Here is a 21,824-nt window from a genome sequence, read left to right on the forward strand (position 1 = left end):
GCCGGTGTGCCCACTCGCCGGGATGCGGGCGGGATTCTGACGAGCACACCGTCCGCTGTTCGCCGGTAGAAATAGTTCGAGCCCCGGTAACCGGCGGGTCATGGCGGAATTCACATTCGCGGTTTAATGGACATGTATAACTAACTAACGCATTTGATACGAAGGGTAGAGTGTCATGCTTTCAAAATATAACTGGATGTCCCTGGCCACGGGCGTGCTGCTAATTATCGCGGCTGTCTACATGTTCGCTAACCCCGCTGTGCCGCTGGCCGCGCTGGGCTTCATCTTCTCCTTCGCCGTGCTGCTCGGCGGCGTGTTTGAGCTGGTCCGCTACTTCGGCGCGCTCAAGCCGGCCCGTACCGGGTGGGACCTGGTCAATGGCCTTCTGACCGTTCTGGTGGGCATCATGCTGCTGAGCGCCTCGGCTGGTGCGCAGGCCACCCTCATCCCGACCTTCGTTGGCCTGTGGCTGATTGTTTGGGCACTCATCCGCATCATGTCCGCCCAGAAGCTGAAGTACCTGAGCTACGGCGCCGGCCGTCACCTGCAGTTCTCCGCCATCGGAACCCTGATTCTGGGTCTGCTGGTGGTTCTGTTCCCCGTGCTCTTCGGCGCGGTGGCGGTCTGGGGAATTGCCCTGGTGCTGCTGCTAATCGGCCTCGTGTTCGTGGGTGACTTCTTCGTTTCCCGCCGCGCCAAGCGCACCGTGCACATTTCCCCGGACGGCGTGATTGACGTCGAAGCTCACTAAGAGCTTCCCGGCTGCATCTAGCTAGAACATAAGAAAGACCGTGTGAGACAACCACCTCACACGGTCTTTCTGTATGCTCTGACGTTTTGAGCTGTTGCGGTGCCGATACTCTAGCGGTATTCGGGCAGGCGGAACATCATTTCCTGCGCCACGGTCGCCACCAGCTCACCGGAACGATTGAAAATCGAACCCTGCGCGAGCATCCTGCCACCCTGCGCGCTCGGGGAATCCATCACGTACAGCAACCACTCGTCGGCGCGCGCCGGGCGGTGGAACCACATCGCGTGATCCAGCGAGGCGCTCTTCAGACCCGGCTCCAGCCAGAACTTGCCGTGACGGCGCAGGGCAGGCTCCAGCGGCAGGTAGTCCGAAGCGTAGGCGATTGCGGCGCGGTGCTCCGCATCCGAAGCCTCGGAACCATCAGCGTGCACCAGGCGGTCAAAGGTCTTGAACCACACGCAGGCACGCGGTTCCGTCGAGGAGGAATCCGGCTGAGTGTACAGCGGCGCATCCACGTGGCGCATATCAATCGGGCGCTCCCACGCCACCGCCTGCGCAATCGGATGCGGCAACTCGCCCAGGTAGTCGCTGACCTTCGGCAGGGACTCGGGGTCCGGGACATCAGGCATGGTCACCGCGGTGTGCTCGGGGCCGCGGCTCTCAGCCTGGAAAGACATAATCGCCGAGAACATGGGCGTCTCATCCTGGAACACCTGCACGCGGCGGGTCGAGAAGGAGCGGCTATCGTTCAGGCGCTGCGTGGCGAAGAACAGTTCACGCTCAATATCGCCGGGGCGCAGAAAGTACGCGTGGATGGAGTGCAGGGTCTTCCCCTCAACCGTACGGTCGGCGGCAATGATCGACTGGGCGAGCACCTGGCCGCCAAAGGTACGAGGCTGCTCGCGGGTGAGCGTCACGCCGCTGAGTACCTCATCGCTGCCGAAGGAGGCGGGGGCCGCCTCGACGGGGGAGAGGTCCAGCATCCGCATGAGGTTCTGAATCACAGTGGGCTTAGTCATGCTTTCATTTTCCCACGTTTTCAGAGGGGCCGAAGGTGGCGTAGAGTGGGAAGGCACACTCTGAGATGCGCGCGGCCTGCAACCGCCCGTCTCGGAGCGAAGAGATAGAGAATAACCCAAGGAGCTACGATGAGCACCCCGTCCGAGAAGAATCCCGCACCCGCCGCTGAAGACGGCACCCGCGCCCCCATCGAGCTCAAGTACAACCCCCACGAAGGCGTGGAGGAACCCTATCTGATCCTGCCCGGAGGCGCGCACGGCGCCGCCGTGGTGAAGGACCTGGCCACCTACATCTCCCGCGCTCTGGCCGTAAACCCGGATGCGGCGATCCGCCTGACCGCCCGCGGCCGCGTGCTGGCCGTCTTCGCCTGCTCCCTGGAGCCCGAGGACGCTTCCTCGATCGCGCCCGTCATCATGGGGATGCGCGCCCTGCACCTCGCCGCCGAATCCACCCTGGACATGACGGCCCAGGCCCAGGCCCTGCAGGAACGTCTGGCTCGGCTGCAGAAGCAGGCCGAACAGCAGGGAGCCGAGCAGCAGAGCGTCGAGGGGCAGCAGAACCCCGAGCTCGTGCTCTACATGCCCCCGGTGACCGTCAACGCCGGCTGGACCGGTAAGGCAGCCCCCGTGCGCGGCTGGTCCGAGGTGGGCACCGTGCCGGTCGAGGAGTTTGCCCGAGCCACCGCCGAGGGCCTGGAGGCCGTGGACCGCGCCCTGCCCGAGAACCCGGGGGCTGCGGTTCTGACGACGGTGCGCTCTCGCATCTGGTCCTCGCCCATGGTACTGGAGTACCTGCCCGCCTTTGACGGCGTGCAGGTTCCCACCGGTGCTGCCTTTGCCCTGCGCGTGTACGGTTTCATCCCCGAGGGCTTTACCGGTGAGCTTCCCGTCTTCGCCGCCCGCGTGGGCTCGGACGAGTGGCTGCGCATCGTGGCACCGGCCGGCATGGTGCTGGTGCGCCGTGGCTCCGGTTCCCTGCTCTAGTTCCTCGCTCTAGGGCGCATAATCGTCGTATTCGGGCCCGTAGCGCCCGCTTCTGTCCTTCACCTCCCTCGCGGACCCCGGTCTGCAAGGGGGTGAAATGCGTCCCAAAAGCGATCAGCACGGCTTAATATATGATTGCTGACGAGACAAAACTTTACGGAAAGAGGTAATCTAGAAAGGCTACACCCGCACCGGGGTGTGGCAAACGCACCGATAAACCAGCCACACCGCACGGGAATCTTCCGCCGCGCCGTCACCGGGCGCATCCTCCCGCGCGGATTGAAAGTGAGACCCCTCATGGACCTGATTGCAGTCGATATCGACGGCACTCTTGCCAGCAACCGAGACCAGATGGACAAGTATCTGAGCGGTTTCTTCACCAGCTACCGCCGCTTTTTCAAGGCCATCCGCCACGCCACCGTGAACGTTGAGGTGGCCGATAGCGTACGCGATATGGCTGAACAGACCGGCGCTCAGATCGCCGTGATTACCGGCCGCGACGGCACCTACATGAAGGAACTGAACGAGTTCATCGCCCGCGCCGACATTAACCCCAAGTACGTGATTGCCAAGCCCGGCCGCGACCAGTCCGACACCGCCGCCTGGAAGAGCTCCATCCTGGATTCCCTGGAGGCAGACGGCCACCGCATCATCCACGCCTTTGAAGATAACGAGCACGAGGTGTACCTGCGCCGAGGCATCCCCGTGACCTGGGTGGCCCCGATTCGCGACTACGTGGGCGAGTGGCATTACGAGCCCGTGGGCATCGACCCCGTCGCCTGGGCCGCCGAACAGCGTGAGAAGCAGGCCGCCCGCGAGCGCCAGCAGCGCCGCCTGGCCGACGGCGTGCGCGCCCACGAACGCGCCGAGGGACAGAAGGACCAGCGCCTGGCTGCGTAGACCTCCTCGGTTTATAGGTCTCGGCCATAACCCGGACGCATCGGAGGGCGGCTCCTGACGAGCCCTGCATGAACCCTCCCAATAATTGACCGTAGCGTGAGGCGCCGGAAAGATAGGTTCTTTCCGGCGCCTCATGCTACGCAAAAGAAGATGCGGGGTTAGGAAGCCAGCAACTCGCGTATCCGCGCGGCGAAGGGGGCCGCCATCTTGTACTGGGTTTCGTCCTTCAGGTGCAGGCCGTCGGCCATATCGCCCTCGGCCAGGTACAGGGTCAGCCAGTCCGAGGTGTCCATGAAGAGCACGCCGGTCTGCTGAGCCACGACCTTCGCCGCCTCGTTGGCCGTGTGACGCTTGTGGGCCTTCTGCGGATCGGGCGCGGAGGATTCGCTCATCGACACCACGCCGCCGAGCACAATCTTCGAGGAGGGGTACATGCGTTGCAGCTGCTGGATGACCCGTGTCTGGCGGTCCTGCGTCTGCTCCGTAGCCTTCGCCTCATCCTCGTCGACGTACATGTCGTTGCCGGACGCATCCAGGTAAATCACGCCGGGGGCGCCGCCGGGCAGGGCCCAGACGCTCTCCATCACGCCCTGGTAGTAGGAGGGGCAGACACCGGGGCGGGAGGCCACGAAGCCAACGCCGCCGCACCGGAACATGTGGGAGGTGAAGCCCGCCTCGGAAAGACCCAAGCCAACCCACGAGGTCGGCAGAACCTGCGAATCACCGATGACGAGGGCGTCCTGCGCGCCCAGGGCCGTGGTGCTTCGGGGCACGTTCATCGCGGTGTCCCAGTAGAGTTCGGCCTTCTCGAAAGTCGTGTAGATGATTCCGTTCTCGGAGCGCCAGCCGGTCGGCAGCCCCTCGAGGCCGGCAAAATCGCTGTACTCGCGCTGCTTCCACCAGTGCGCGTAGACGCCGGAGTGCATGGCCACCGCGCCATGGGCTGCGGTATGCACGACCACGCCGCCCTGGTACTGCTGCACCGTGACGTCGGCGGCATCCTGGGAGGTGGTAAAGGGCTTCTGCGCCTCGCCCACCGGGTGCGCACCCTCCGCCCCGAAGGCCTCCTGCGCGACCCGGTCCATCTGCTGCGCCACGGTTTCGGGGGTGGGTTCCGCCGAGGGGCTCTCGGTGGGGCTTGCCACCGGGTCCGTCGAGGCGACGACCGGGGATTCCGGGTTGAGCGCCTGGGCGGTGGCCGCGGATGCGTCGGGGGCGCTGGAGCCCTCGACGGCGTAGAGGCCGAGGGAACCTAATGCGAAGACGCCGAGGACGGCGCCTACCGTGGTGACGCGTTTGAAATGGGGCCGGGTAGAAGACATACCTACAGTGTACGGTAGGTTCAACCCCAAGTGGAGAGCTTTTCCGAGGGGTTTAAGCAAAAACACTGAAAAATATGCACCCGAGTGCCGATAATTTGTGTGCCCAGGTTCAGGCTCCCTCCGGATCCCTCCCTCCGTATCCGAGCCCCTTCGGTCCTCGCCCCGTTTCCCCGCTCGGGTGCCGGGAGCCGACACTCTCTCGGGCATGTCTCGGGCACGGAAACACCCCCTCCGCCCCGGCATCGTGCGGATGCCTGGGGGAGAGGGGGTGTCTCGGGTGCGGCGTGCATCGAGCGACTCGGGGAGCCGCTCACGCGCACCGCCGCGCCAACGGGTCGATGCCTAAAGCAATGCCACTAGATATCGGCGGCCTGAACCTTCAGCGCACGGGCCACGCCGTCGCGCGCCTCCGCAATCTGACGGTACAGTGCGGCGGCATCCTCGGGCAGGGAAGCCAGGTACGCCTCGGTACGCTCCAGCAGCTCAGCGGTCGGTACGCTCGGGTACATGCCACCAATAATCTGCATGGAAATCTCGTGCGAACGCGAACGCCAGATGCCCTCAATCTGCTCGAAGTACGGCTCATCGTACTGAGCAATCAGCTCAGGCTTGCCGGACTTGAAACCGATGATGGCGTAACGCTGAATCATGTTCGACAGCTCGCCGGTCACCATGATCTTGTTCCAGTACTCAGCCTTAGCCTCCGCAGTCGGAATCGATGCGTATGCCTGAGCGGCGTACTGCTGACCGTTTGCGGTGTTGTCGTTCTCCAGCTCCTCGGCAATCTGCTCGGCGGAGAAACGGCCACCGGTTGCCAGGCGGCACACCAGGTTCCAGCGCAGGTCAGCGTCAATGTCCAGGCCTTCAAGGGTCAGTTCGCCCTCGAAGAGGCGCTGCACGTTGTCGTACTGCTCCTCGGTGCGGGTCTGGTTGATGAACGCCTGCAGCAGCTGCAGCTGAGCATCCGAGTCGGGCTCAGCGGCCTTAGCCAGCTCCCAGAGGCGGTCGGCCGCGCGGTGGCGGGTCTCCTCGCGAGCCTCAGGAGCCACGAAGGAGTGCAGGGTAGCGGACAGGTTGTTAATCTGGGTGCGCAGAGCGGTGGAGTTGGTCTCCTTACCGATGTTGTTCAGCACCAGGTCAACGTACTTGCGGGCCGGCATCTGGGCATCGCGCACGGTGTCCCAGAGCGAACCCCATACCACGCCGCGAGCCACGGACGAATCAATGTCGCCCAGGTGCTTGATAGCGGTCTCGATGGAGCGCTCGTCCAGGCGAATCTTGGCGTAGGCCAGGTCCTCATCGTTCAGCAGCAGCAGGTCGGGGCGCTTCTTGCCGACAGCCTCCTCGACCACGGTCAGCTCGCCGTCGATGTCCAGCTCGATGCGGTCGGTGCGGGTCAGCTTGCCGTCCACCAGGTTGTAGAAACCAATCACGGCGCGGTGCGGGCGCAGGGTCTCGAAGCCCTCGGCGTAGGACTGGCGGATGCCCAGCGAAGAAATGTTGCCCGCCTCGTCGTTCTCAACCTCAACGGCCAGGGTGTTCACGCCGGCGGTCTCAAGCCACTTGGCGCTCCAGGCGCGCACGTCGCGGCCGGAGGTGCGCTCCAGCTCAACCAGCAGGTCGTCCAGCACGGTGTTGCCCCAGCTGTGCTTATCGAAGTACACCTTCAGGGCGGCCATGAAGTTCTCCTGACCAACCCAGGCCACCATCTGACGCAGCACCGAAGCGCCCTTTGCGTAGGTGATGCCGTCGAAGTTCACCTGAACGTCGGCGAGGTCGCGAATCTCGGCCACAATCGGGTGGGTCGAGGACAGCTGGTCCTGGCGGTAGGCCCAGGTCTTCTCCGAAGCGGAGAAGGTAGCCCACGCCTCCTTGGCATAGCGGGTGTTCTCCGCGGCGGCCAGGGTAGACATGAACTCCGCGAAGGACTCGTTCAGCCACAGGTCGTTCCACCACTTCATGGTGACCAGGTCGCCGAACCACATGTGAGCCAGCTCGTGCAGAACGGTGATAGCGCGGCGCTCACGCAGAGCCTCCGCAACCTTGGAGCGGAAGACGTAAGTCTCCAGGTAGGTCACGCAGCCAGCGTTCTCCATCGCGCCGGCGTTGAATTCGGGCACGAACAGCTGGTCGTACTTCTCGAAGGGGTAGGGGGTCTTGAACTGCTCCTCGTAGAACTCGAAGCCCTGGCGGGTCAGCTCAAACATGTCCTCGGCATCAACGAAGGGCATGAGGGACTTACGGGCGTACACGCCCAGCGGAATCACGCGACCCTCGGAGTTAGTCAGCTCGCTCGTGATCTTCTCGTAGGGGCCAGCGACAATCGCGGTGATGTACGAGGACATGCGCGGGGTCGGCTTGAAGTACCAGGTGTTGGCGCGGCCGCAACCGCAGTCCTTCGGCTCAACCTTCACCTCGGGCTGGTTCGACACAACCACCCAGTGCGAGGGCACGCGCACCTCAAACTCGAAGGTGGCCTTCAGATCGGGCTGCTCGAAGACGGGGAACACGCGGCGGGAGTCCGGCACCTCAAACTGGGAGTACAGGTAAATCTCGCCGTCGGCGGGGTCCACAAAGCGGTGCAGACCCTCACCGGTGTTGGTGTAGAACATCTCGGCTTCGATCTTCAGAACGTTCTCGGCGGCCAGGTTCGGCAGCTGGATGCGCTCGCCGTCAGCCAGGTCGGTGCTGAGCTCTTCGCCATTGAGGTTAATAGACTTGACCGAGGAGGTGATGGCATCGATAAAGGTCGAGGCACCTTCCTGAGCGTCGAAGCGGATTTCAACGTTCGAGGTGAAGACATCCTGATCGGTGCGCAGGTCGAGGAAGATATGGTAAGAGTGAACGCGCTTGATAATGGATGCGCGCTCAATCGCCTCATCGCGGGTTAGGTTTAGGCCGGGCATTGGATTCCCTCTCCATAGAAGTGACACGGCGGACGGTGGCGCGGCGTGCCGTCCTGACACGCCGACGCGGTGCCCGGGCGTGCGCATCCGCCGCGCCGTTGAACTCGCTCAATGCTGTCGGGGCTTGCCGGGGTTGCGTCTGAGCGCTGCGGGTGGTGTTTTCTCGCGGGCGCTACGCATCGGGACACCGCAAAGTGCCATATCCCACAGTTTACCGTATGCGGGCGGTGCGGGCGGGGCTCCCCATTACCCGAACCCGCGCGAATTCGCTACAGTTAGTAGGTACAGACTAAGAGAAACCCCGAACCGAATCGGGGGAAAACATCCCAACTGAGGATGCGAGGCGTGCCTCGACCCGGCCATTGCCGCCCCGAGCTGCACGCAACACCACACCAGGAGAGCACCATGCGCGTACACATCGCAACCGACCACGCAGGCCTCGAACTGAGCCACTACCTGATCGAGTCCCTCACCGCCGAGGGCTACGAGATGATTGACCACGGCCCCGCCGACTACGACCCGCTGGACGACTACCCCTCGTTCTGCATCAACGCCGCCCTGGGCGTGAAGCGCGACCGTGAGGCCGGCCTGGACTCCCTCGGCATCGTGCTGGGCGGCAGCGGTAACGGCGAACAGATGGCCGCCAACAAGGTGGAGGGTATCCGCGCGGCCCTGGCCTGGAACCACGACACCGCGGCCCTGGCCCGTGAGCACAACAACGCGCAGGTGGTAGCCGTGGGCGGCCGTCAGCACAGCAAGGAAGAGGCCCTGGAGATTATCAAGATCTTCCTGAGCACCCCCTGGACCAACGAGGAGCGTCACGCACGCCGTATCGGTCAGTTGGCCGAGTACGAGCAGACCGGCGCGATTGCCGGTAAGCAGATTGACGCCGCCTAAAGTTTTGAACGCCTTTGGTGCATAGCGCAGGCTATGCGCCAAAGGCGTTTTCACGCCCCGTTTTTCACGACCCCCGATTTCTATCGGGCCCACCCGCACTATTCCGCAAATACCGTGAGGAGCTACCGTGCCCGAAGGACATTCCATCCACCGCATCGCCCGCCAAATCAGTGACGTGTTCACCGGCGAGCGCGTGCGCGTCAGCTCCCCGCAGGGACGCTTCACCGATGGGGCGGCCCTGCTGGACGGGCACGTCATCGCCGGCGCCTACGCGCACGGCAAGCACCTGTTCGTCACCTTCGATAACGAGCTGACCCTGAACGTGCACCTGGGCATCTACGGCAATTGGACCTTCGGGGGTGACGAGACGTTTACGGGCGCCTCGAGCATCGGCGCGCCCCGCAAGATTGGTGAGAAGGAATACGCGGCGGGGGAGGGGGAACCCTACGCCGGTCCTCCTGAGCCGAAGAGCACGGTGCGTTGCCGTATTGTTTCGGAGCACGGCTGGGCAGACCTGGTGGGCCCGACTATCTGCCGCACCCTCACGCCGGAGGAGGTGCGCACCGTCCGCTCCAAGCTGGGCCCGGACCCGCTCAACTCCGACGCGGACCCCGAACGCTTCTACCGTGCGGCCCGCAAGAGCGGACGCCCCATCGGTGTGGTCCTCATGGACCAGGCTGCAATCTCCGGTGTGGGCAATATTTTCCGCGCCGAATCACTGTACCGCCAGGAAATTGACCCGCTGCGCCCCGGCAAGAGCCTGAGCGACGACGAGCTCAAGCGCCTCTGGGAAGACAACAAGCACCTGCTCGTCATTGGTGTGCGCGTGGGTCGCATCATCACCACCGAGCCCGAGGACCGCCCCGGTATTCCCGAAACTGAGGCCTGGCCCGAGCACGCGAACTACGTGTACAAGCACCAGGGCGAGGCGTGCCCGCGATGCGGCACCACCATCCGCATGGAAGAAATCGCCGGACGCAAGCTCTACTGGTGTCCCGGCTGCCAGGTCTAAAAACAGGTCTAAAACCCACCCATATATTTGACAGCCCAGATGGAACCTCGCTACTATAGTCAAGTTCCATTCCGGGGATGTAGCTTAATGGTAAAGCCTCAGTCTTCCAAACTGATTACGCGGGTTCGATTCCCGTCATCCCCTCCATGAAAAAGGCTCCGACGCAAGCGTCGGGGCCTTTTTACATTCCGGGGATTCCGGGAATCGCTTACGGGCGAAAATACATTCCCTCGCGCGCTCGGAATTTTCGCCCTCCAGCCCGTCATCCCCTCACCGCGCATCCACACAAAACACCCCGTAAAACCACGGGGAGGCAGGGGAGTACGTGCTCAGTGGAAATAAACCGTGCACGAGCCGCTGTGTTGGGCATTTAGCGGGAAAACAGGTAAACTAGGGCATTGACTGTGTTAAACGCTCCGGTGTTTAACGCGGTTAGTTTCACGGGGCGTGGCGTAGCTTGGCTAACGCGCCTGCTTTGGGAGCAGGAGATCGCAGGTTCGAATCCTGTCGCCCCGACGTGAAACGGTTGCCGCGACGCTACAGGGTCGTGGCGCTCTTTCCACTAAGCAACAGCGGCACGCCCGAGACCCGTGCCGTACCGAACGATATGAGGAGATCACGGACGTGAAGACCGCCGTCGAGAAGCTCAACCCGACCCTCGCAAAGATTGAGGTCGAGGTTCCCTTCGTAGAATTCAAGCCCTACCTGGACCGCACCTACAAGAACCTGGCTGGCCAGATTAGCGTTCCCGGCTTCCGCAAGGGCAAGCTGCCCAAGCAGCTCATCGAGCAGCGCGCGGGCTTCGACTACATCGTTGAGGCATCCCTGAACGACGCCCTGAACGACTACTACGCACAGGCACTGGGCGAGAACGACCTCTCCCCCCTGGCACAGCCCGAGCTGGACGTTCAGTCCCAGCCCACCACCGAGGACCGCGAAGCTGACATCAAGCTGACCATCACCGTGACCGTCCGCCCCGAGATCGAGCTGCCCAACTACGAGGGCATCGAGGTTGAGGTGGACGAGGTCGAGGTGACCCCCGAGGACGAGGTTCAGGCACTGGACGCTCTGCGCGAGCGCTTCGGCACCCTGAAGACCGTCGAGCGCCCCGCCGCCGACAAGGACTTCGTGACCATCGACATCGCCGCAGAGATCGACGGCGAGCAGGTGGACGCAGCTAACGACCTGTCCTACCAGATTGGTTCCGGCACCATGCTCGAGGGCATCGACGAGGCCCTGACCGGCCTGTCCGCTGGCGAGGATGCAACTTTCGAGACCAAGCTCTCCGGCGGCGAGCACGCCGGCGAGGAAGCCGTCATCAAGGTCAAGCTGACCGCCGTCAAGGAGCGCGAGCTGCCCGAGGCTGACGACGAGTTCGCACAGCTGGCTTCCGAGTTCGACACCATCGAAGAGCTGAAGGAAGACATCAAGAAGCAGGTTGCCGAGGCCAAGGTTGCCGAGCAGGGCACCCAGGCACGCGACAAGGTCCTGACCAAGCTCGTTGAGCTGGTCGAGGTCCCCGTCCCCGAGAAGGTCATCGAGGATCAGCTGGAGCAGCACTTCAACGCTCCCAACGCTGAGCCCGGCCACGACACCGAGGAGCACCGCGCCGAGGTTCGCGAGAACACCGAGACCGCCTTCAAGAACGAGATGGTTCTGGACGCCCTCGCCGACGCTCTGGAAGTGACCGTCGACCAGGCCGAGATGATTAACTACATCATCACCATGAGCTCTCAGTACGGTATGGATCCGAACCAGTTCGCACAGATGCTGGACGGTTCCGGCCAGGCTGGCGCACTGGTCGGCGAGGTTCGCCGTTCCAAGGCTCTGGCTGAGGTCCTGAAGACCGCAGTGGTCAAGGACTCCAAGGGCAACACCGTTGACCTGTCCAAGTTCCTGGGCCAGGGTGAAGAGGCAACTGCCTAATCCCTCCCACGAATAGCTTGCGCGTGGCGCTTGCGGGGTAGCCTCCGCGGGCCCGTTGGCGCGCATATCGCATCGCCTCGGCGGGTGCTCACCGGTTTCGGTGGGTGCCCGCCGAGGCGTTTCTGCGCCTGCCCCGCAATCGTGTGCTTCCCGCGAGCGGCCTCGGGGCGGGCCGGTTACCGTCCCGGCAGGTGTGAGCTTCACCCCCTGGCGAACGGGCGACGCGCGGGGAGCGGGGGAGAGGCAACTATCGGTAAGGTAGTAGCAACGAAACTTTTCGCGTGCGCTTCGGCGCGCACTGTGCGCAAAGATGCCGCGAAGTCCCTAAGAGAAGAAGAGGAAGAATGTCCAGCTACATGCCTCTGCCCATCGGCGCCTCCCAGGCGGCCGGCGTGGCGCCCTCGCCGTCGATGGCAACCCCCATCGTTGGCGCCCAGGAAGATTACGTGTACAACAGCCTCCTGAAGGAGCGCATCATCTGGCTCGGCTCCGAGGTGCGCGACTCGAACGCTAACCTCATCTGCTCGCAGATGTTGCTGCTCTCGGCGGAGGACCCCGAGGCGGACATCTACCTGTACATCAACTCGCCCGGCGGCTCCGTGACCGCCGGTATGGCAATCTACGACACCATGCAGCTCATCCCGAACGACGTGGTGACCGTGGTGACCGGTATGGCGGCCTCCATGGGTCAGTTCCTGCTCACCGCGGGCACCATCGGCAAGCGCTACGCAACCCCGAACGCCCGCATCCTGATGCACCAGCCCCTCGGCGGCATCGGCGGTACCGCATCCGACATTCGCACCCAGGCCGAGCTGATTCTGGACATGAAGAAGCGCCTGGCAGAGATTACCGCGGAGCGCACCGGTAAGAGCCTGGAAACCATCCTGAAGGACAACGACCGCGATAACTGGTTCAACGCGGAAGAGGGCCTGGAATACGGCTTCTTCGATCACATTGCCACCACCGCCGGTAAGCTGCCCGAGTCGAAGAACGCATAAGGGAGATGCACATGAACTACCTGCCGAACGATATCACCACCTCGGCGCCGGCTATGCCGAGCAACCGCTACGTGCTCCCCAGCTTCGAGGAGCGCACCCCCTACGGCTACAAGCGTCAGGACCCGTACGCAAAGCTGTTCGAGGACCGCATCATCTTCCTGGGCACCCAGGTGGACGACGCCTCCGCAGACGACATCATGGCTCAGCTGCTCGTGCTGGAGGCGCAGGACCCCGAGCGTGACATCACCCTGTACATCAACTCGCCCGGCGGTTCCTTCACCGCGATGACCGCCATCTACGACACGATGCAGTTCATCCGCCCCGAGATTCAGACCGTGTGCCTGGGCCAGGCGGCTTCGGCTGCGGCCGTGCTACTGGCCGCCGGCACCCCCGGCAAGCGTCTGGCACTGCCGAACGCTCGCGTGCTGATTCACCAGCCGGCCCTAAGCGGCCAGCAGGGTGGTCAGGCCTCCGACATCGAGATTCACGCGAACGAGGTTATGCGTATGCGCGAGTGGACCGCCCAGACCCTGGCACTGCACTCGGGCAAGACCTACGAGGAAGTTGACCGCTCCATCGAGCGTGACAACATTCTGACCGCCGCCGGTGCGCTGGAGTACGGCCTGGTCGACAAGGTCCTGGAGTCTCGTAAGCTGCGCAAGCCCGCGACCAACACCGCTATTTCCCACACCTAAGCCGCCACCGGGCTCGATGGCTCGCCGAACGAGTATCGGGCGCGATGAACGGTAACCGCTGTGAGAGAGGGGGCGGAACGGTTCCCGAAACCCTAGCGCCGTGCAGGCGTGGGGTTCGGGCGCCGTTCCGTCCCTTAGCTTTATGCGACGCATTGTGACGGATGCCGCAACGTAACACGGGGATGCTTTTAAGCCGTTGAGCGGCTCCTCTACCCCCGCCGAAACCCCCGCGCAACGGGGTCGGTCAAGGAACGCCCCTAAACGTCATATTTGACCCGGTTCGTCATATGGGTACCGACTATCTTCTTCGGGGGTCGTAATTCTGAGTTCCGGGGTGAACTCCGGTAGCCTAGAGAGGTAGAGATCATCTCTCACCGTGAAGAGCGCCCGGCCCCTCCGTGCGCCGTTCCGAGAGACGACCACACGAATGAAAGGGGATTCTCGTGGCAACAGACATTACTTTGCCCCCCGAGCCGCCCAACGCCAGCATGCGGTGCTCCTTCTGCAAGAAGACGCGCGCACAAGTATTCAAGATTGTGCTCGGGCCGAATGTCTCCATCTGCGATGAATGTGTGGAGCTCTGCGAAGAGATCCTGGCCGACGAGCGTCTGAAGGCAAACGCTCCGGTGGCCCCCGCATCCCCCAAGCAACTAGCCACCCCGCGCGAGATCTATAGCCACCTCAACGATTACGTCATCGGTCAGGACGCCGCGAAGCGCACCTTGGCGGTGGCGGTGTACAACCACTACAAGCGTATTCACGACCTGGACAACCCGGTGCTGACCTCCCGCACGCTCTCGGCGACGGCGGGGGAGCAGGTGGAGCTGGGTAAGTCCAATATTCTGATGCTCGGACCGACCGGCTGCGGTAAGACCTACCTGGCGGCAACCCTGGCGAAGAAGCTGGACGTGCCCTTCGCCCTGGTCGACGCAACTACCCTCACCGAGGCGGGTTACGTGGGTGACGACGTGGAGAATATTCTGCTGCGCCTCATCAACGCCGCCGACGGTGACGTGGCGAAGGCTCAGCGCGGCATCATTTACATTGACGAGATTGACAAGATTGCCCGCAAGGGTGGCGAGAACCTCTCCATCACCCGTGACGTGTCCGGTGAGGGCGTGCAGCAGGCGCTGCTGAAGATTATTGAGGGCACCGTGGCGACCGTACCGCCGGAGGGCGGACGCAAGCACCCGGCGCACGCAAACATTGAGATTGATACCTCGAACATTCTGTTTATCGTGGCTGGTGCCTTCGACAATATTGACGACCGCATCGCGGCCCGCGTGGGTGCCGGCGGCATCGGTTTCGGTGCCGACCTGGGCGGTACGGTGAGGGACCCTCTCGAGCAGATTATGCCCGAGGACCTGGCCCACTACGGCATCATCCCCGAGCTGATTGGCCGCCTGCCGGTCATCTCGACCCTGAGCGAGCTCAACGAAGAAGAGCTGGCCCGTGTGCTGACCGAGCCGAAGAACGCACTGCTCAAGCAGTACCGTCACCTCTTCGCCCTGGACGGCGTGGAACTGATTATTGACGATGCGGCAATCGCAGCTATTGCTCGCCTTGCCGCCGAGCGCGGTACCGGTGCCCGCGGCCTGCGCTCCATGATGGAGCAGATCCTGCAACCGGTCATGTTCGAGATTCCGGACCGCACCGACGTAACGTCCATCGTGATTGGTGAGGACACCGTGCTCAACGGCGCGGAGCCCCGCTACGTACTGCAGGCCCCCGACCCGGGAACCGAGACCACTCGCACCGCGAAGGGGGACGCGAAGACCGCTTCCCTGAAGGCCGCGAAGGCCGGGCGCAAGGTGGCCTAATCGAATACTTCCGGCCGAAGAGGCCAGGGAATAAAGAAGCCGTCGCCCCGGTTATACGGGGTGACGGCTCACTAGCAGGTGCCGCGCTCAGAAACCGCGGGCCTGGCTGGTGCAGATATCAAAGGTGAATACAGGGTGCCGGGCCGCACGGGCGGTACGCGCGTCCGTACAAGAGAGGAACACCCATGGCTGAGAACGCCCCCGCACAGGTTGATTTCTGGTTCGATCCGATTTGCCCCTGGTGCTGGATTACCTCCCGCTGGATTGGCGAGGTGCAGAAGGTCCGCAATATTGAGGTGACCTGGCGTCCCTTCTCCCTGTCCATGCACAACCAGGGCCGCGACCTGCCCGCCGACTACCAGGCAGCGATGGACCGGTCCTGGGCGCCGACCCGCCTCATTACCGCCGTGCGTGAGCTGCACGGCAACGAGGTCATCAAGCCCCTCTACGACGCTCTGGGTGAGCAGATTCACCACAACAAGAACAAGGCTGATTCCTACCGCGACGCAATCGTCAAGGCGCTGGAAGAGGTCAACCTGCCCGCAGAGCTGGCGGATGTCGCCTTCACCGATCAGTACGACGAGCAGATGCGCGCTTCTCTGGACCTCGCCCTGAAGACCGTGGGTGGCACCGACATCGGTGTTCCGCTGATTTCCATCAACGGTACCGCCTTCTTTGGCCCGGTGATCTCCCCAAGCCCCGCCGGTGAAGAGGCGGGTAAGCTCTTCGACGGCGCCCTGGCGCTTGCATCCTACCCCGGATTCTTTGAGCTGAAGCGCCCCCGTAACGTGGGCCCGATTTTCCATGGCGAAAAGGGTGAAGCCTAAACACAGCGGGAACTGAGGCACGAAACTCCGAGGCTCGAAACGCCGGGGACTGAAGCCCCAAGACTCGAAAACCCCGAGCTCGGCAGAGCTCCTCGGCGATAGAGCCTCAACAGAGCATAAAAGTACCGCCCGGTCACACTGACCGGGCGGTACTTTCTGTCTAACGGTGCCGAATTGCCGGATGCGGGTCAGGCTTGGCGGCTTCGGTTTTCAGAAGCCGTCTTTCGTGCTTTCTGCGCCTTGCGCTGAGCCCTGCGCTCCAGAACCTTCGGGTGCGTCGCGCGCTGCACGATTTTCGTGTCGCGCATGTGGAAGGTGCGGGTCGCGGTGTACTGGACCGCCTCGTCCGAGGTGAACGCCAACATTGCGAACACCGCAACGCCCAGCTGGAAGAAAATCGTGGACAGCAGCAGGGAGTGGTGCCCCCACAGCACGCCGCCGGTAATCGCCGCGAAGTTCAATGCCGTCAACAGCAGAGCCAATCGACGAGCCTTCGACGAGCCGCGCAGCGTGCTCCACAGCAGGAAGAGGTGGACCGCAGAATAGACGGCTACGAAGCCCACCAACACCGCGCTGGTGATGGTCAGCAGCACGTCGCTATCCACCTGATCGAATAGGCTCAGCAAATCAAGATCGTCGCCGGATCCTTCCTCGAGGAGCTTGGCTCGCAGGGCCGGTCGGCTGAGCGCCAGAATGACGCTGTTGACAATATCGGCGAGGGTCACGGCGATGAGCATACCCGAACCGACCAGCAGACTCAGCGGCATGCGGTAGGCCAGGTCGTGGGCGCTGGAGAGGTGAATTTCTTCCTGCTCCTGTGGCTCCAGTCCCTCATTGTTCAGCACGATGACCGGGAGCGCGCCGTCCGTGCGGATCGCGTCGCCGCCGCCGTTGCGGGCGTGATAGCCGGAGGAGAAATCGTGCAGAATCTCAACGTGAGTTTCCGGGTGAGCGTACTGAATGGACTCCACAATGTAGTCGCGTTCAAAGTCGGTTTCACCGTCAATGCGGTGTGTGACCTGCAGGGTGAAGAAGCTGAAACCCACACCGGAGTCGTAGGTGCCCGCCGCTAACCAATCCACCTGGTGACCGCCAGGCAGAAGCCAGCCGTCCGGGGTTTTCCAGAAGCGCACGTGGTGGCGTTTCTCGGGGTTGCCGTCCACTTCCTTCTGGTAGGCGAAAGCCTGCGTCTTACCAAAAATTTTCAGCGGGGAGACGGGCGCCTCCGCGTAGGAACGGCGGGTGATGGTGGAGATAATAATCTTCCAGGAGGAGACGAGGGTGACGTCGTCAGCGCGGGTCCAGCCGGCGTCCTGCATGACCTGGTGAATCTGCTCCTCGGTACCAATCAGACCGATATTGACCGGGTCACCGAGCCGACCGTCCGGGGTGCGGGTGCGCCCAATAAAGTAGTCGGGCACGTATATGCGGGTCATGATCGCATGAAAACGCGGTAGCGTCAGGTACGCGGTGACTGCCCAGAAAATGAAGGCAATGGGGAAACCCCAGAAAGAATGGCCAACCGTATTCGCCAGAATCATGAAGGTCAGCACGACGGAGGCCACACCGGCAAAGATGAAGAAGAGAGTGTCCCAGAAATCGACCCACAAGCTGCGCGGGACGAGGTTTTGCGCCGTGCCGCGCGCGTCAATATCGCCGCGGTAGACGGGCGGCGACGTAACCGGCGGCGCAACTTCGCTACGTGTGGGACGTAGGATGCGTTTCGGGTGGGACATGCGCGCCCTTTCTGTGCGCTGAACTGGTGCCAGAAAACTATACCAAAAGCTCGTTGCGCGGGAGCCCCGGTTGCGGAAGGCCCACGGAGGAGAATGGCCCGAGGTCTTTTCCGGAGGGGGGGGCTAGTTGAGGGGGAAGCCGTCCTGCACAATTGCCCGGTCTGCGGCAATGGTTGTCTCGTGGTGCAGCATGTCTCGACCCTCACGCATGAGGCGCACCCACTTGCGGGTTAGCTCTTCCAGCTCGGCGGCGCTCAAGGAGCCGGAGGCGATACTGGCCTCATCAGCGGCGGCGGAGTAGGTGATGTGTTCGTGCCAGAGCTCATAGACCTCGTTGGTGTAAGAATCGTGGAGCGTCTGAGCGTGTTCGCGTGCCTGGCGGATGTATTCGCCGAGGACGGAGAGGTAGTGCTGGAGCTGGTCCTGGCTCGGGGTGTCGGTTGAGGGGGCGTCAGCCGTTACCGGGGTGGGAGAGCTCTGCCTCGCGGGTGAGGGGGCGGAGTAGTTCGCCTGCCTCGCAGGGGTGTGTTCTGATGCTGAATGGGGAATCATGAGCGGTCGTACGCGCCAGCCATGGCGCGCGGGTAGGGTCGGGATGCGACATCGCACCCCGGCGGTGGGTAGTGGTGTGGCTGGTCGGCTTATTGGCTCGTACCGGTGGCGTGCGCTCGCTGAAGTGAAGTGAATTGAGGGGAACCCTCGCAAACCATCATACAAAAAAGTGACCGTCAATCTAATAAGGTTGATTAGCGGTTGGGGGACCCAAAAAATATGCACACAAACGCAATAATCTGCAATGAGAGGGTTTCAACCCCACATAATAGGGAGGGGAGAAGGGCTATCTGGGAGATAAATCCCCAGGTCCAGGGGATTCGGCGGGGGATTCGGGGGTGTTATAGCTGAGGCGCACGGAGCCGGAAGGCCTGCATTGCGAGTGGTCGTTGAGAACGAGATTTTATACATGAAAAAATAACAAATTTCCTTTCGGCTGAAAGAAAAGAATAGAGCAATAGGGGCTCCGCTGGCATCGGCGCCCACCGGAGTTGCACGGAGTGTAGATAAGCGAGGCGGGGAGGTACCGAAATTACGGTACCTCCCCGCCTCGCGTTATTCACCATCGGTGCTTAGAAGGATCCGCGTCTCCGCGCAGGCTGAGCATTGAGCAACAAGCGACGACGAATCGCGGATGCAACGCCTACTCGGCGGCTTCCTCCACCACGAGCACCACATCGCGAACCTCCAGCTCGCCCTCAGCTGCCACCAGGGAGAGCTCGCGTGCGTTACCGGCGGCCTTCAGGTCGCCCAGGCCGGCCTCGATGCGGTCCAGCTGCGCCTGCGGAGCCGCGATGGTAGCGGACTCAACCTCGGTGCGCTGCTTGACCTTCGCGTCGCTCTTTGCCTTGCGCAGGCCGCCCAGGGCCTCAGCAACATCTGGCAGGATCTGCTTGAGCGAGTCAATCTGAGCCGGGTTGGCATCAGCCAGGACCCACTGGGCCGAAATGCCGGCGGTCGGGTTCTGAGCGGAGTACTCAGCCAGCAGGGTGCCCTCCAGGATGGGCAGCGCCTGCGGCCACTCGGCGCGGTGCACGCTACCCGCACGCCACCAGGACCAAATCTCTTCGGTCACGAAGGGCAGGAAGGGCGCGAACAGGCGCAGCAGAGCGTCCAGGGTGGTGGCCAGAGCGGCCAGAACCGAAGCCTGCTCCTGCTCGCCGCGAGCACCGTAGGCACGGTCCTTAATCAGCTCGACGAAGTCGTCGGTGAAGGACCAGAAGAAGCTCTCGCAAATCTGCAGGGCACGAGCGTACTCGTACTTCTCAAATGCTGCGGTTGCCTCTTCAACCAGGTACGCCAGGCGAGCCAGCAGGGAGCGATCCAGGGCGTTGATGAGCACGCGACCCTGAGCCTGCGAGGTGATGACGGACTTCTCGGTTGCACCCAGGTTCAGCACGAACTTGGAGGCGTTGAGCAGCTTGATGGCCAGGCGGCGGCCAATCTTCATCTGACCCTCGTCGTAGGCGGTGTCGGCACCCAGGCGAGCGGAAGCCGCCCAGTAGCGCACAGCATCCGAACCGTACTTCTCCAGAACCTCGTTCGGAACCACGACGTTGCCCTTGGACTTGGACATCTTCTTGCGGTCCGGGTCGAGAATCCAACCGGAAAGCGCGGTGTTGTACCACGGTACGGAGGAGGCCAGAGTCTCGGAACGCACGGCGGTGGAGAACAGCCAGGTGCGGATGATGTCGTGACCCTGCGGGCGCAGATCCATGGGGAAGGTCTTTGCGTGCAGGTCCGGGTTCACGCCCCAACCGGTTGCAATCTGCGGGGTCAGGGAGGAAGTGGCCCAGGTGTCCAGAACATCCGGGTCGGCCACGAAGCCGCCGGCCATGCCGCGCTGATCCTCGGTGTAACCGGGAGCGGTCTGCGAGGCGGGGTCTACCGGGAGCATATCCTCGGTGGGCAGAATCGGGTTCTCGTAGTCGGGCTCGCCCTCGGCGTCCAGCGGGTACCAGACGGGGAAGGGAACACCGAAGAAGCGCTGGCGAGAAATCAGCCAGTCGCCGTTCAGACCCTCAACCCAGTTCTCGTAGCGGCTACGCATGAAGGAGGGGTGCCAGTTGATCTCGCGGCCGCGCTCGATGAGCTTCTCGCGGCGGTCGGCGTCGCGGCCACCGTTGCGGATGTACCACTGGCGCGATGCGACGATCTCGAGGGGCTTGTCGCCCTTTTCGTAGAACTTCACCGGGTGGGTAATCGGCTTGGGATCGCCGTCCATTTCGCCGGCCTCAACCAGCATCTCCACGACGGTCTTCTGCGCGGTGAAGACGGTGGTACCTGCCATGCGCTCGTAGCGCTCGCGGCCCTCGGCGGAGGTAATCCACTCGGGAACCTCGCGGGAGAAGCGGCCGTCGCGGCCGATGAGCGCGCGGGTATCCAGCTGCAGCTCGCGCCACCAGGTGACGTCGGTGGTGTCACCGAAGGTACAAATCATGGCGATACCGGCGCCCTTGTCGGGCTGTGCCAGCGGGTGAGCCTTGATTTCGACCTCAACGCCGAACAGCGGGGAGGTGACGGTGGTGCCGAAGAGCGACTGGTAGCGCTCGTCGTCGGGGTGCGCCACGAGGGCCACGCAGGAGGGCAGTAGCTCGGGGCGGGTGGTCTCAATCCAGACCTTCTCGCCGTTGGGGCGGTGGAAGCTGATGCGGTGGTACGCGCCGGGGCGTTCCTTATCTTCTAGCTCGGCCTGGGCGACCGCGGTACGGAAGGTGACGTCCCACATGGTGGGGGCCTCTGCCATGTAGGCGTTGCCTGCTTCCAGGTCCTTCAGGAAGGCGAGCTGGGAAACCTTGCGGGAGTGTGCGTCGATGGTGCGGTAGGTGCGCGACCAGTCCACGGACAGACCCAGGGTGGTGAAGAGGTTCTCGAAGACCTTCTCATCCTCAACCGCGAGTTCTTCGCAGAGCTCGATAAAGTTGTTGCGGGAGATGCGCGGCCACTTTGCCTGGCTGCGGTCAGGCTTGGGGGTGCCGTCTGCCTTCCAGGTGATCAGGTCACGGAAGGAATCGTTGTCGGGCACGGAGGGGTCGCAGAGAACGCCGTAGTAGTTCTGAACGCGGCGTTCGGTGGGCAGACCGTTGTCGTCCCAGCCGAGGGGGTAGAACACGTTCTTGCCGGTCATGCGCTGGTAGCGTGCAATGACGTCGGTCTGGGTGTAGGAGAACATGTGACCCACGTGCAGGGAGCCGGATGCGGTCGGCGGCGGGGTGTCGATGGAGTAGACCTGCTCGCGAGTGGTGTTCTCGTCGAATGCGTAGGTCTTCTCATCGGCCCAGCGCTTCGAAAGCTTCTCTTCGAGGCCTTCGAGGGCGGGGCGGTCGGGAACGTTAATCTGTACGGGCGAGTCTGAGCCCAAAATGTTTTCAGCCATAAGGGCTATTTTCTCATATTCACGGCGTTCTCTCAGCTTTCAGCGCCGGCCGTGCGCCGAGGACGTGGTGAGTCACGGCCTCGATGGCCGTTCGCGGGGTGCT

16 protein-coding genes and 2 tRNA genes are annotated in these 21,824 nt (G+C 63.0%); 12 read left to right on the top strand and 6 right to left on the bottom strand.

Annotated elements, in window-relative coordinates; all coding sequences use genetic code 11:
• Positions 1-175: 175 nt before the first annotated feature.
• A complete protein-coding gene (locus AC3E6W_RS03890) occupies positions 176-751 on the top strand; it encodes an HdeD family acid-resistance protein (protein ID WP_294499074.1) in 576 nt (191 codons plus the stop codon).
• Between the two features lie 110 nt (positions 752-861).
• Here the strand turns inward: AC3E6W_RS03890 and AC3E6W_RS03895 are convergent, their stop codons facing one another.
• A complete protein-coding gene (locus AC3E6W_RS03895; protein ID WP_490652367.1) occupies positions 862-1,770 on the bottom strand; it encodes an acyl-CoA thioesterase in 909 nt (302 codons plus the stop codon).
• 129 nt (positions 1,771-1,899) lie between these two features.
• On the opposite strand from AC3E6W_RS03895, the gene AC3E6W_RS03900 reads away from it, so the two are divergent.
• On the top strand, positions 1,900-2,754 hold the full coding sequence (locus AC3E6W_RS03900; RefSeq protein ID WP_490652368.1) for a DUF8185 domain-containing protein: 855 nt from the start codon (positions 1,900-1,902) through the stop codon (positions 2,752-2,754).
• A 297-nt stretch (positions 2,755-3,051) separates the two neighbouring features.
• A complete protein-coding gene (locus AC3E6W_RS03905; RefSeq protein ID WP_490652369.1) occupies positions 3,052-3,654 on the top strand; it encodes a phosphatase domain-containing protein in 603 nt (200 codons plus the stop codon).
• Between the two features lie 158 nt (positions 3,655-3,812).
• Here the strand turns inward: AC3E6W_RS03905 and AC3E6W_RS03910 are convergent, their stop codons facing one another.
• Together AC3E6W_RS03910 and pepN are read right to left on the bottom strand one after the other, a co-directional pair.
• Positions 3,813-4,976 carry an SGNH/GDSL hydrolase family protein gene (locus AC3E6W_RS03910; protein ID WP_490652370.1) on the bottom strand — a complete coding sequence of 388 codons (1,164 nt, stop codon included), beginning with the start codon at positions 4,974-4,976 and terminating at the stop codon, positions 3,813-3,815.
• 356 nt (positions 4,977-5,332) lie between these two features.
• On the bottom strand, positions 5,333-7,882 hold the full coding sequence (gene pepN / locus AC3E6W_RS03915) for an aminopeptidase N (RefSeq protein WP_490652371.1): 2,550 nt from the start codon (positions 7,880-7,882) through the stop codon (positions 5,333-5,335).
• A gap of 405 nt (positions 7,883-8,287) precedes the next feature.
• Here pepN and AC3E6W_RS03920 point away from each other — a divergent pair, with 405 nt between their 5' ends.
• The 9 genes from AC3E6W_RS03920 to AC3E6W_RS03960 all read left to right on the top strand — a co-directional run bounded on the left by AC3E6W_RS03920 (position 8,288) and on the right by AC3E6W_RS03960 (position 16,057).
• Positions 8,288-8,779, top strand: a complete 492-nt coding sequence (locus AC3E6W_RS03920) for a ribose-5-phosphate isomerase (protein ID WP_294618072.1) — start codon at positions 8,288-8,290, stop codon at positions 8,777-8,779.
• Positions 8,780-8,906: 127 nt separating this feature from the next.
• Positions 8,907-9,791: an Fpg/Nei family DNA glycosylase gene (locus tag AC3E6W_RS03925; RefSeq protein WP_490652372.1), complete on the top strand. Its 885-nt coding sequence runs from the start codon at positions 8,907-8,909 to the stop codon at positions 9,789-9,791.
• A 73-nt stretch (positions 9,792-9,864) separates the two neighbouring features.
• Positions 9,865-9,938 (top strand) — tRNA-Gly (locus AC3E6W_RS03930).
• 294 nt (positions 9,939-10,232) lie between these two features.
• Positions 10,233-10,307, top strand: a tRNA-Pro gene (locus AC3E6W_RS03935).
• A 108-nt stretch (positions 10,308-10,415) separates the two neighbouring features.
• Complete coding sequence (gene tig, locus AC3E6W_RS03940; RefSeq protein ID WP_490652373.1) at positions 10,416-11,717, top strand: trigger factor; 1,302 nt, start codon at positions 10,416-10,418, stop codon at positions 11,715-11,717.
• A gap of 344 nt (positions 11,718-12,061) precedes the next feature.
• Entirely contained in the window at positions 12,062-12,715 is a 654-nt protein-coding gene (locus AC3E6W_RS03945; RefSeq protein WP_049331339.1) for an ATP-dependent Clp protease proteolytic subunit, read from the top strand.
• A gap of 5 nt (positions 12,716-12,720) precedes the next feature.
• Positions 12,721-13,410 carry an ATP-dependent Clp protease proteolytic subunit gene (locus tag AC3E6W_RS03950; protein ID WP_083298903.1) on the top strand — a complete coding sequence of 230 codons (690 nt, stop codon included), beginning with the start codon at positions 12,721-12,723 and terminating at the stop codon, positions 13,408-13,410.
• A gap of 488 nt (positions 13,411-13,898) precedes the next feature.
• Positions 13,899-15,230 carry an ATP-dependent Clp protease ATP-binding subunit ClpX gene (gene clpX, locus AC3E6W_RS03955; RefSeq protein WP_490652404.1) on the top strand — a complete coding sequence of 444 codons (1,332 nt, stop codon included), beginning with the start codon at positions 13,899-13,901 and terminating at the stop codon, positions 15,228-15,230.
• Between the two features lie 185 nt (positions 15,231-15,415).
• Positions 15,416-16,057: a DsbA family oxidoreductase gene (locus AC3E6W_RS03960; RefSeq protein ID WP_371555643.1), complete on the top strand. Its 642-nt coding sequence runs from the start codon at positions 15,416-15,418 to the stop codon at positions 16,055-16,057.
• Positions 16,058-16,245: 188 nt separating this feature from the next.
• On the opposite strand, the gene AC3E6W_RS03965 is transcribed toward AC3E6W_RS03960, so the two are convergent.
• The 3 genes from AC3E6W_RS03965 to valS all read right to left on the bottom strand — a co-directional run bounded on the left by AC3E6W_RS03965 (position 16,246) and on the right by valS (position 21,721).
• Positions 16,246-17,793 carry an LssY C-terminal domain-containing protein gene (locus AC3E6W_RS03965; RefSeq protein ID WP_490652374.1) on the bottom strand — a complete coding sequence of 516 codons (1,548 nt, stop codon included), beginning with the start codon at positions 17,791-17,793 and terminating at the stop codon, positions 16,246-16,248.
• Positions 17,794-17,916: 123 nt separating this feature from the next.
• Positions 17,917-18,345, bottom strand: coding sequence for a hypothetical protein (locus tag AC3E6W_RS03970; protein ID WP_298605067.1), 429 nt, complete (start codon positions 18,343-18,345; stop codon positions 17,917-17,919).
• 643 nt (positions 18,346-18,988) lie between these two features.
• Positions 18,989-21,721: a valine--tRNA ligase gene (gene valS / locus AC3E6W_RS03975; protein ID WP_490652375.1), complete on the bottom strand. Its 2,733-nt coding sequence runs from the start codon at positions 21,719-21,721 to the stop codon at positions 18,989-18,991.
• Between the last annotated feature and the right edge of the window lie 103 nt (positions 21,722-21,824).

This window comes from Rothia sp. SCPM-O-B-18226 (M350), from assembly GCF_058213595.1.

Excerpts from the sequence above, each read along its gene's own strand:
- AC3E6W_RS03960 (WP_371555643.1), top strand. The coding sequence starts at position 15,416 with ATGGCTGAGAACGCCCCCGCACAGGTTGATTTCTGGTTCGATCCGATT.
- AC3E6W_RS03920 (WP_294618072.1), top strand. The coding sequence starts at position 8,288 with ATGCGCGTACACATCGCAACCGACCACGCAGGCCTCGAACTGAGCCAC.
- valS (WP_490652375.1), bottom strand. The coding sequence starts at position 21,721 with ATGGCTGAAAACATTTTGGGCTCAGACTCGCCCGTACAGATTAACGTT.
- AC3E6W_RS03945 (WP_049331339.1), top strand. The coding sequence starts at position 12,062 with ATGTCCAGCTACATGCCTCTGCCCATCGGCGCCTCCCAGGCGGCCGGC.
- AC3E6W_RS03950 (WP_083298903.1), top strand. The coding sequence starts at position 12,721 with ATGCACATGAACTACCTGCCGAACGATATCACCACCTCGGCGCCGGCT.
- clpX (WP_490652404.1), top strand. The coding sequence starts at position 13,899 with ATGCGGTGCTCCTTCTGCAAGAAGACGCGCGCACAAGTATTCAAGATT.
- AC3E6W_RS03910 (WP_490652370.1), bottom strand. The coding sequence starts at position 4,976 with ATGTCTTCTACCCGGCCCCATTTCAAACGCGTCACCACGGTAGGCGCC.
- AC3E6W_RS03965 (WP_490652374.1), bottom strand. The coding sequence starts at position 17,793 with ATGTCCCACCCGAAACGCATCCTACGTCCCACACGTAGCGAAGTTGCG.
- AC3E6W_RS03895 (WP_490652367.1), bottom strand. The coding sequence starts at position 1,770 with ATGACTAAGCCCACTGTGATTCAGAACCTCATGCGGATGCTGGACCTC.
- AC3E6W_RS03905 (WP_490652369.1), top strand. The coding sequence starts at position 3,052 with ATGGACCTGATTGCAGTCGATATCGACGGCACTCTTGCCAGCAACCGA.
- pepN (WP_490652371.1), bottom strand. The coding sequence starts at position 7,882 with ATGCCCGGCCTAAACCTAACCCGCGATGAGGCGATTGAGCGCGCATCC.
- AC3E6W_RS03900 (WP_490652368.1), top strand. The coding sequence starts at position 1,900 with ATGAGCACCCCGTCCGAGAAGAATCCCGCACCCGCCGCTGAAGACGGC.
- AC3E6W_RS03890 (WP_294499074.1), top strand. The coding sequence starts at position 176 with ATGCTTTCAAAATATAACTGGATGTCCCTGGCCACGGGCGTGCTGCTA.
- AC3E6W_RS03970 (WP_298605067.1), bottom strand. The coding sequence starts at position 18,345 with ATGATTCCCCATTCAGCATCAGAACACACCCCTGCGAGGCAGGCGAAC.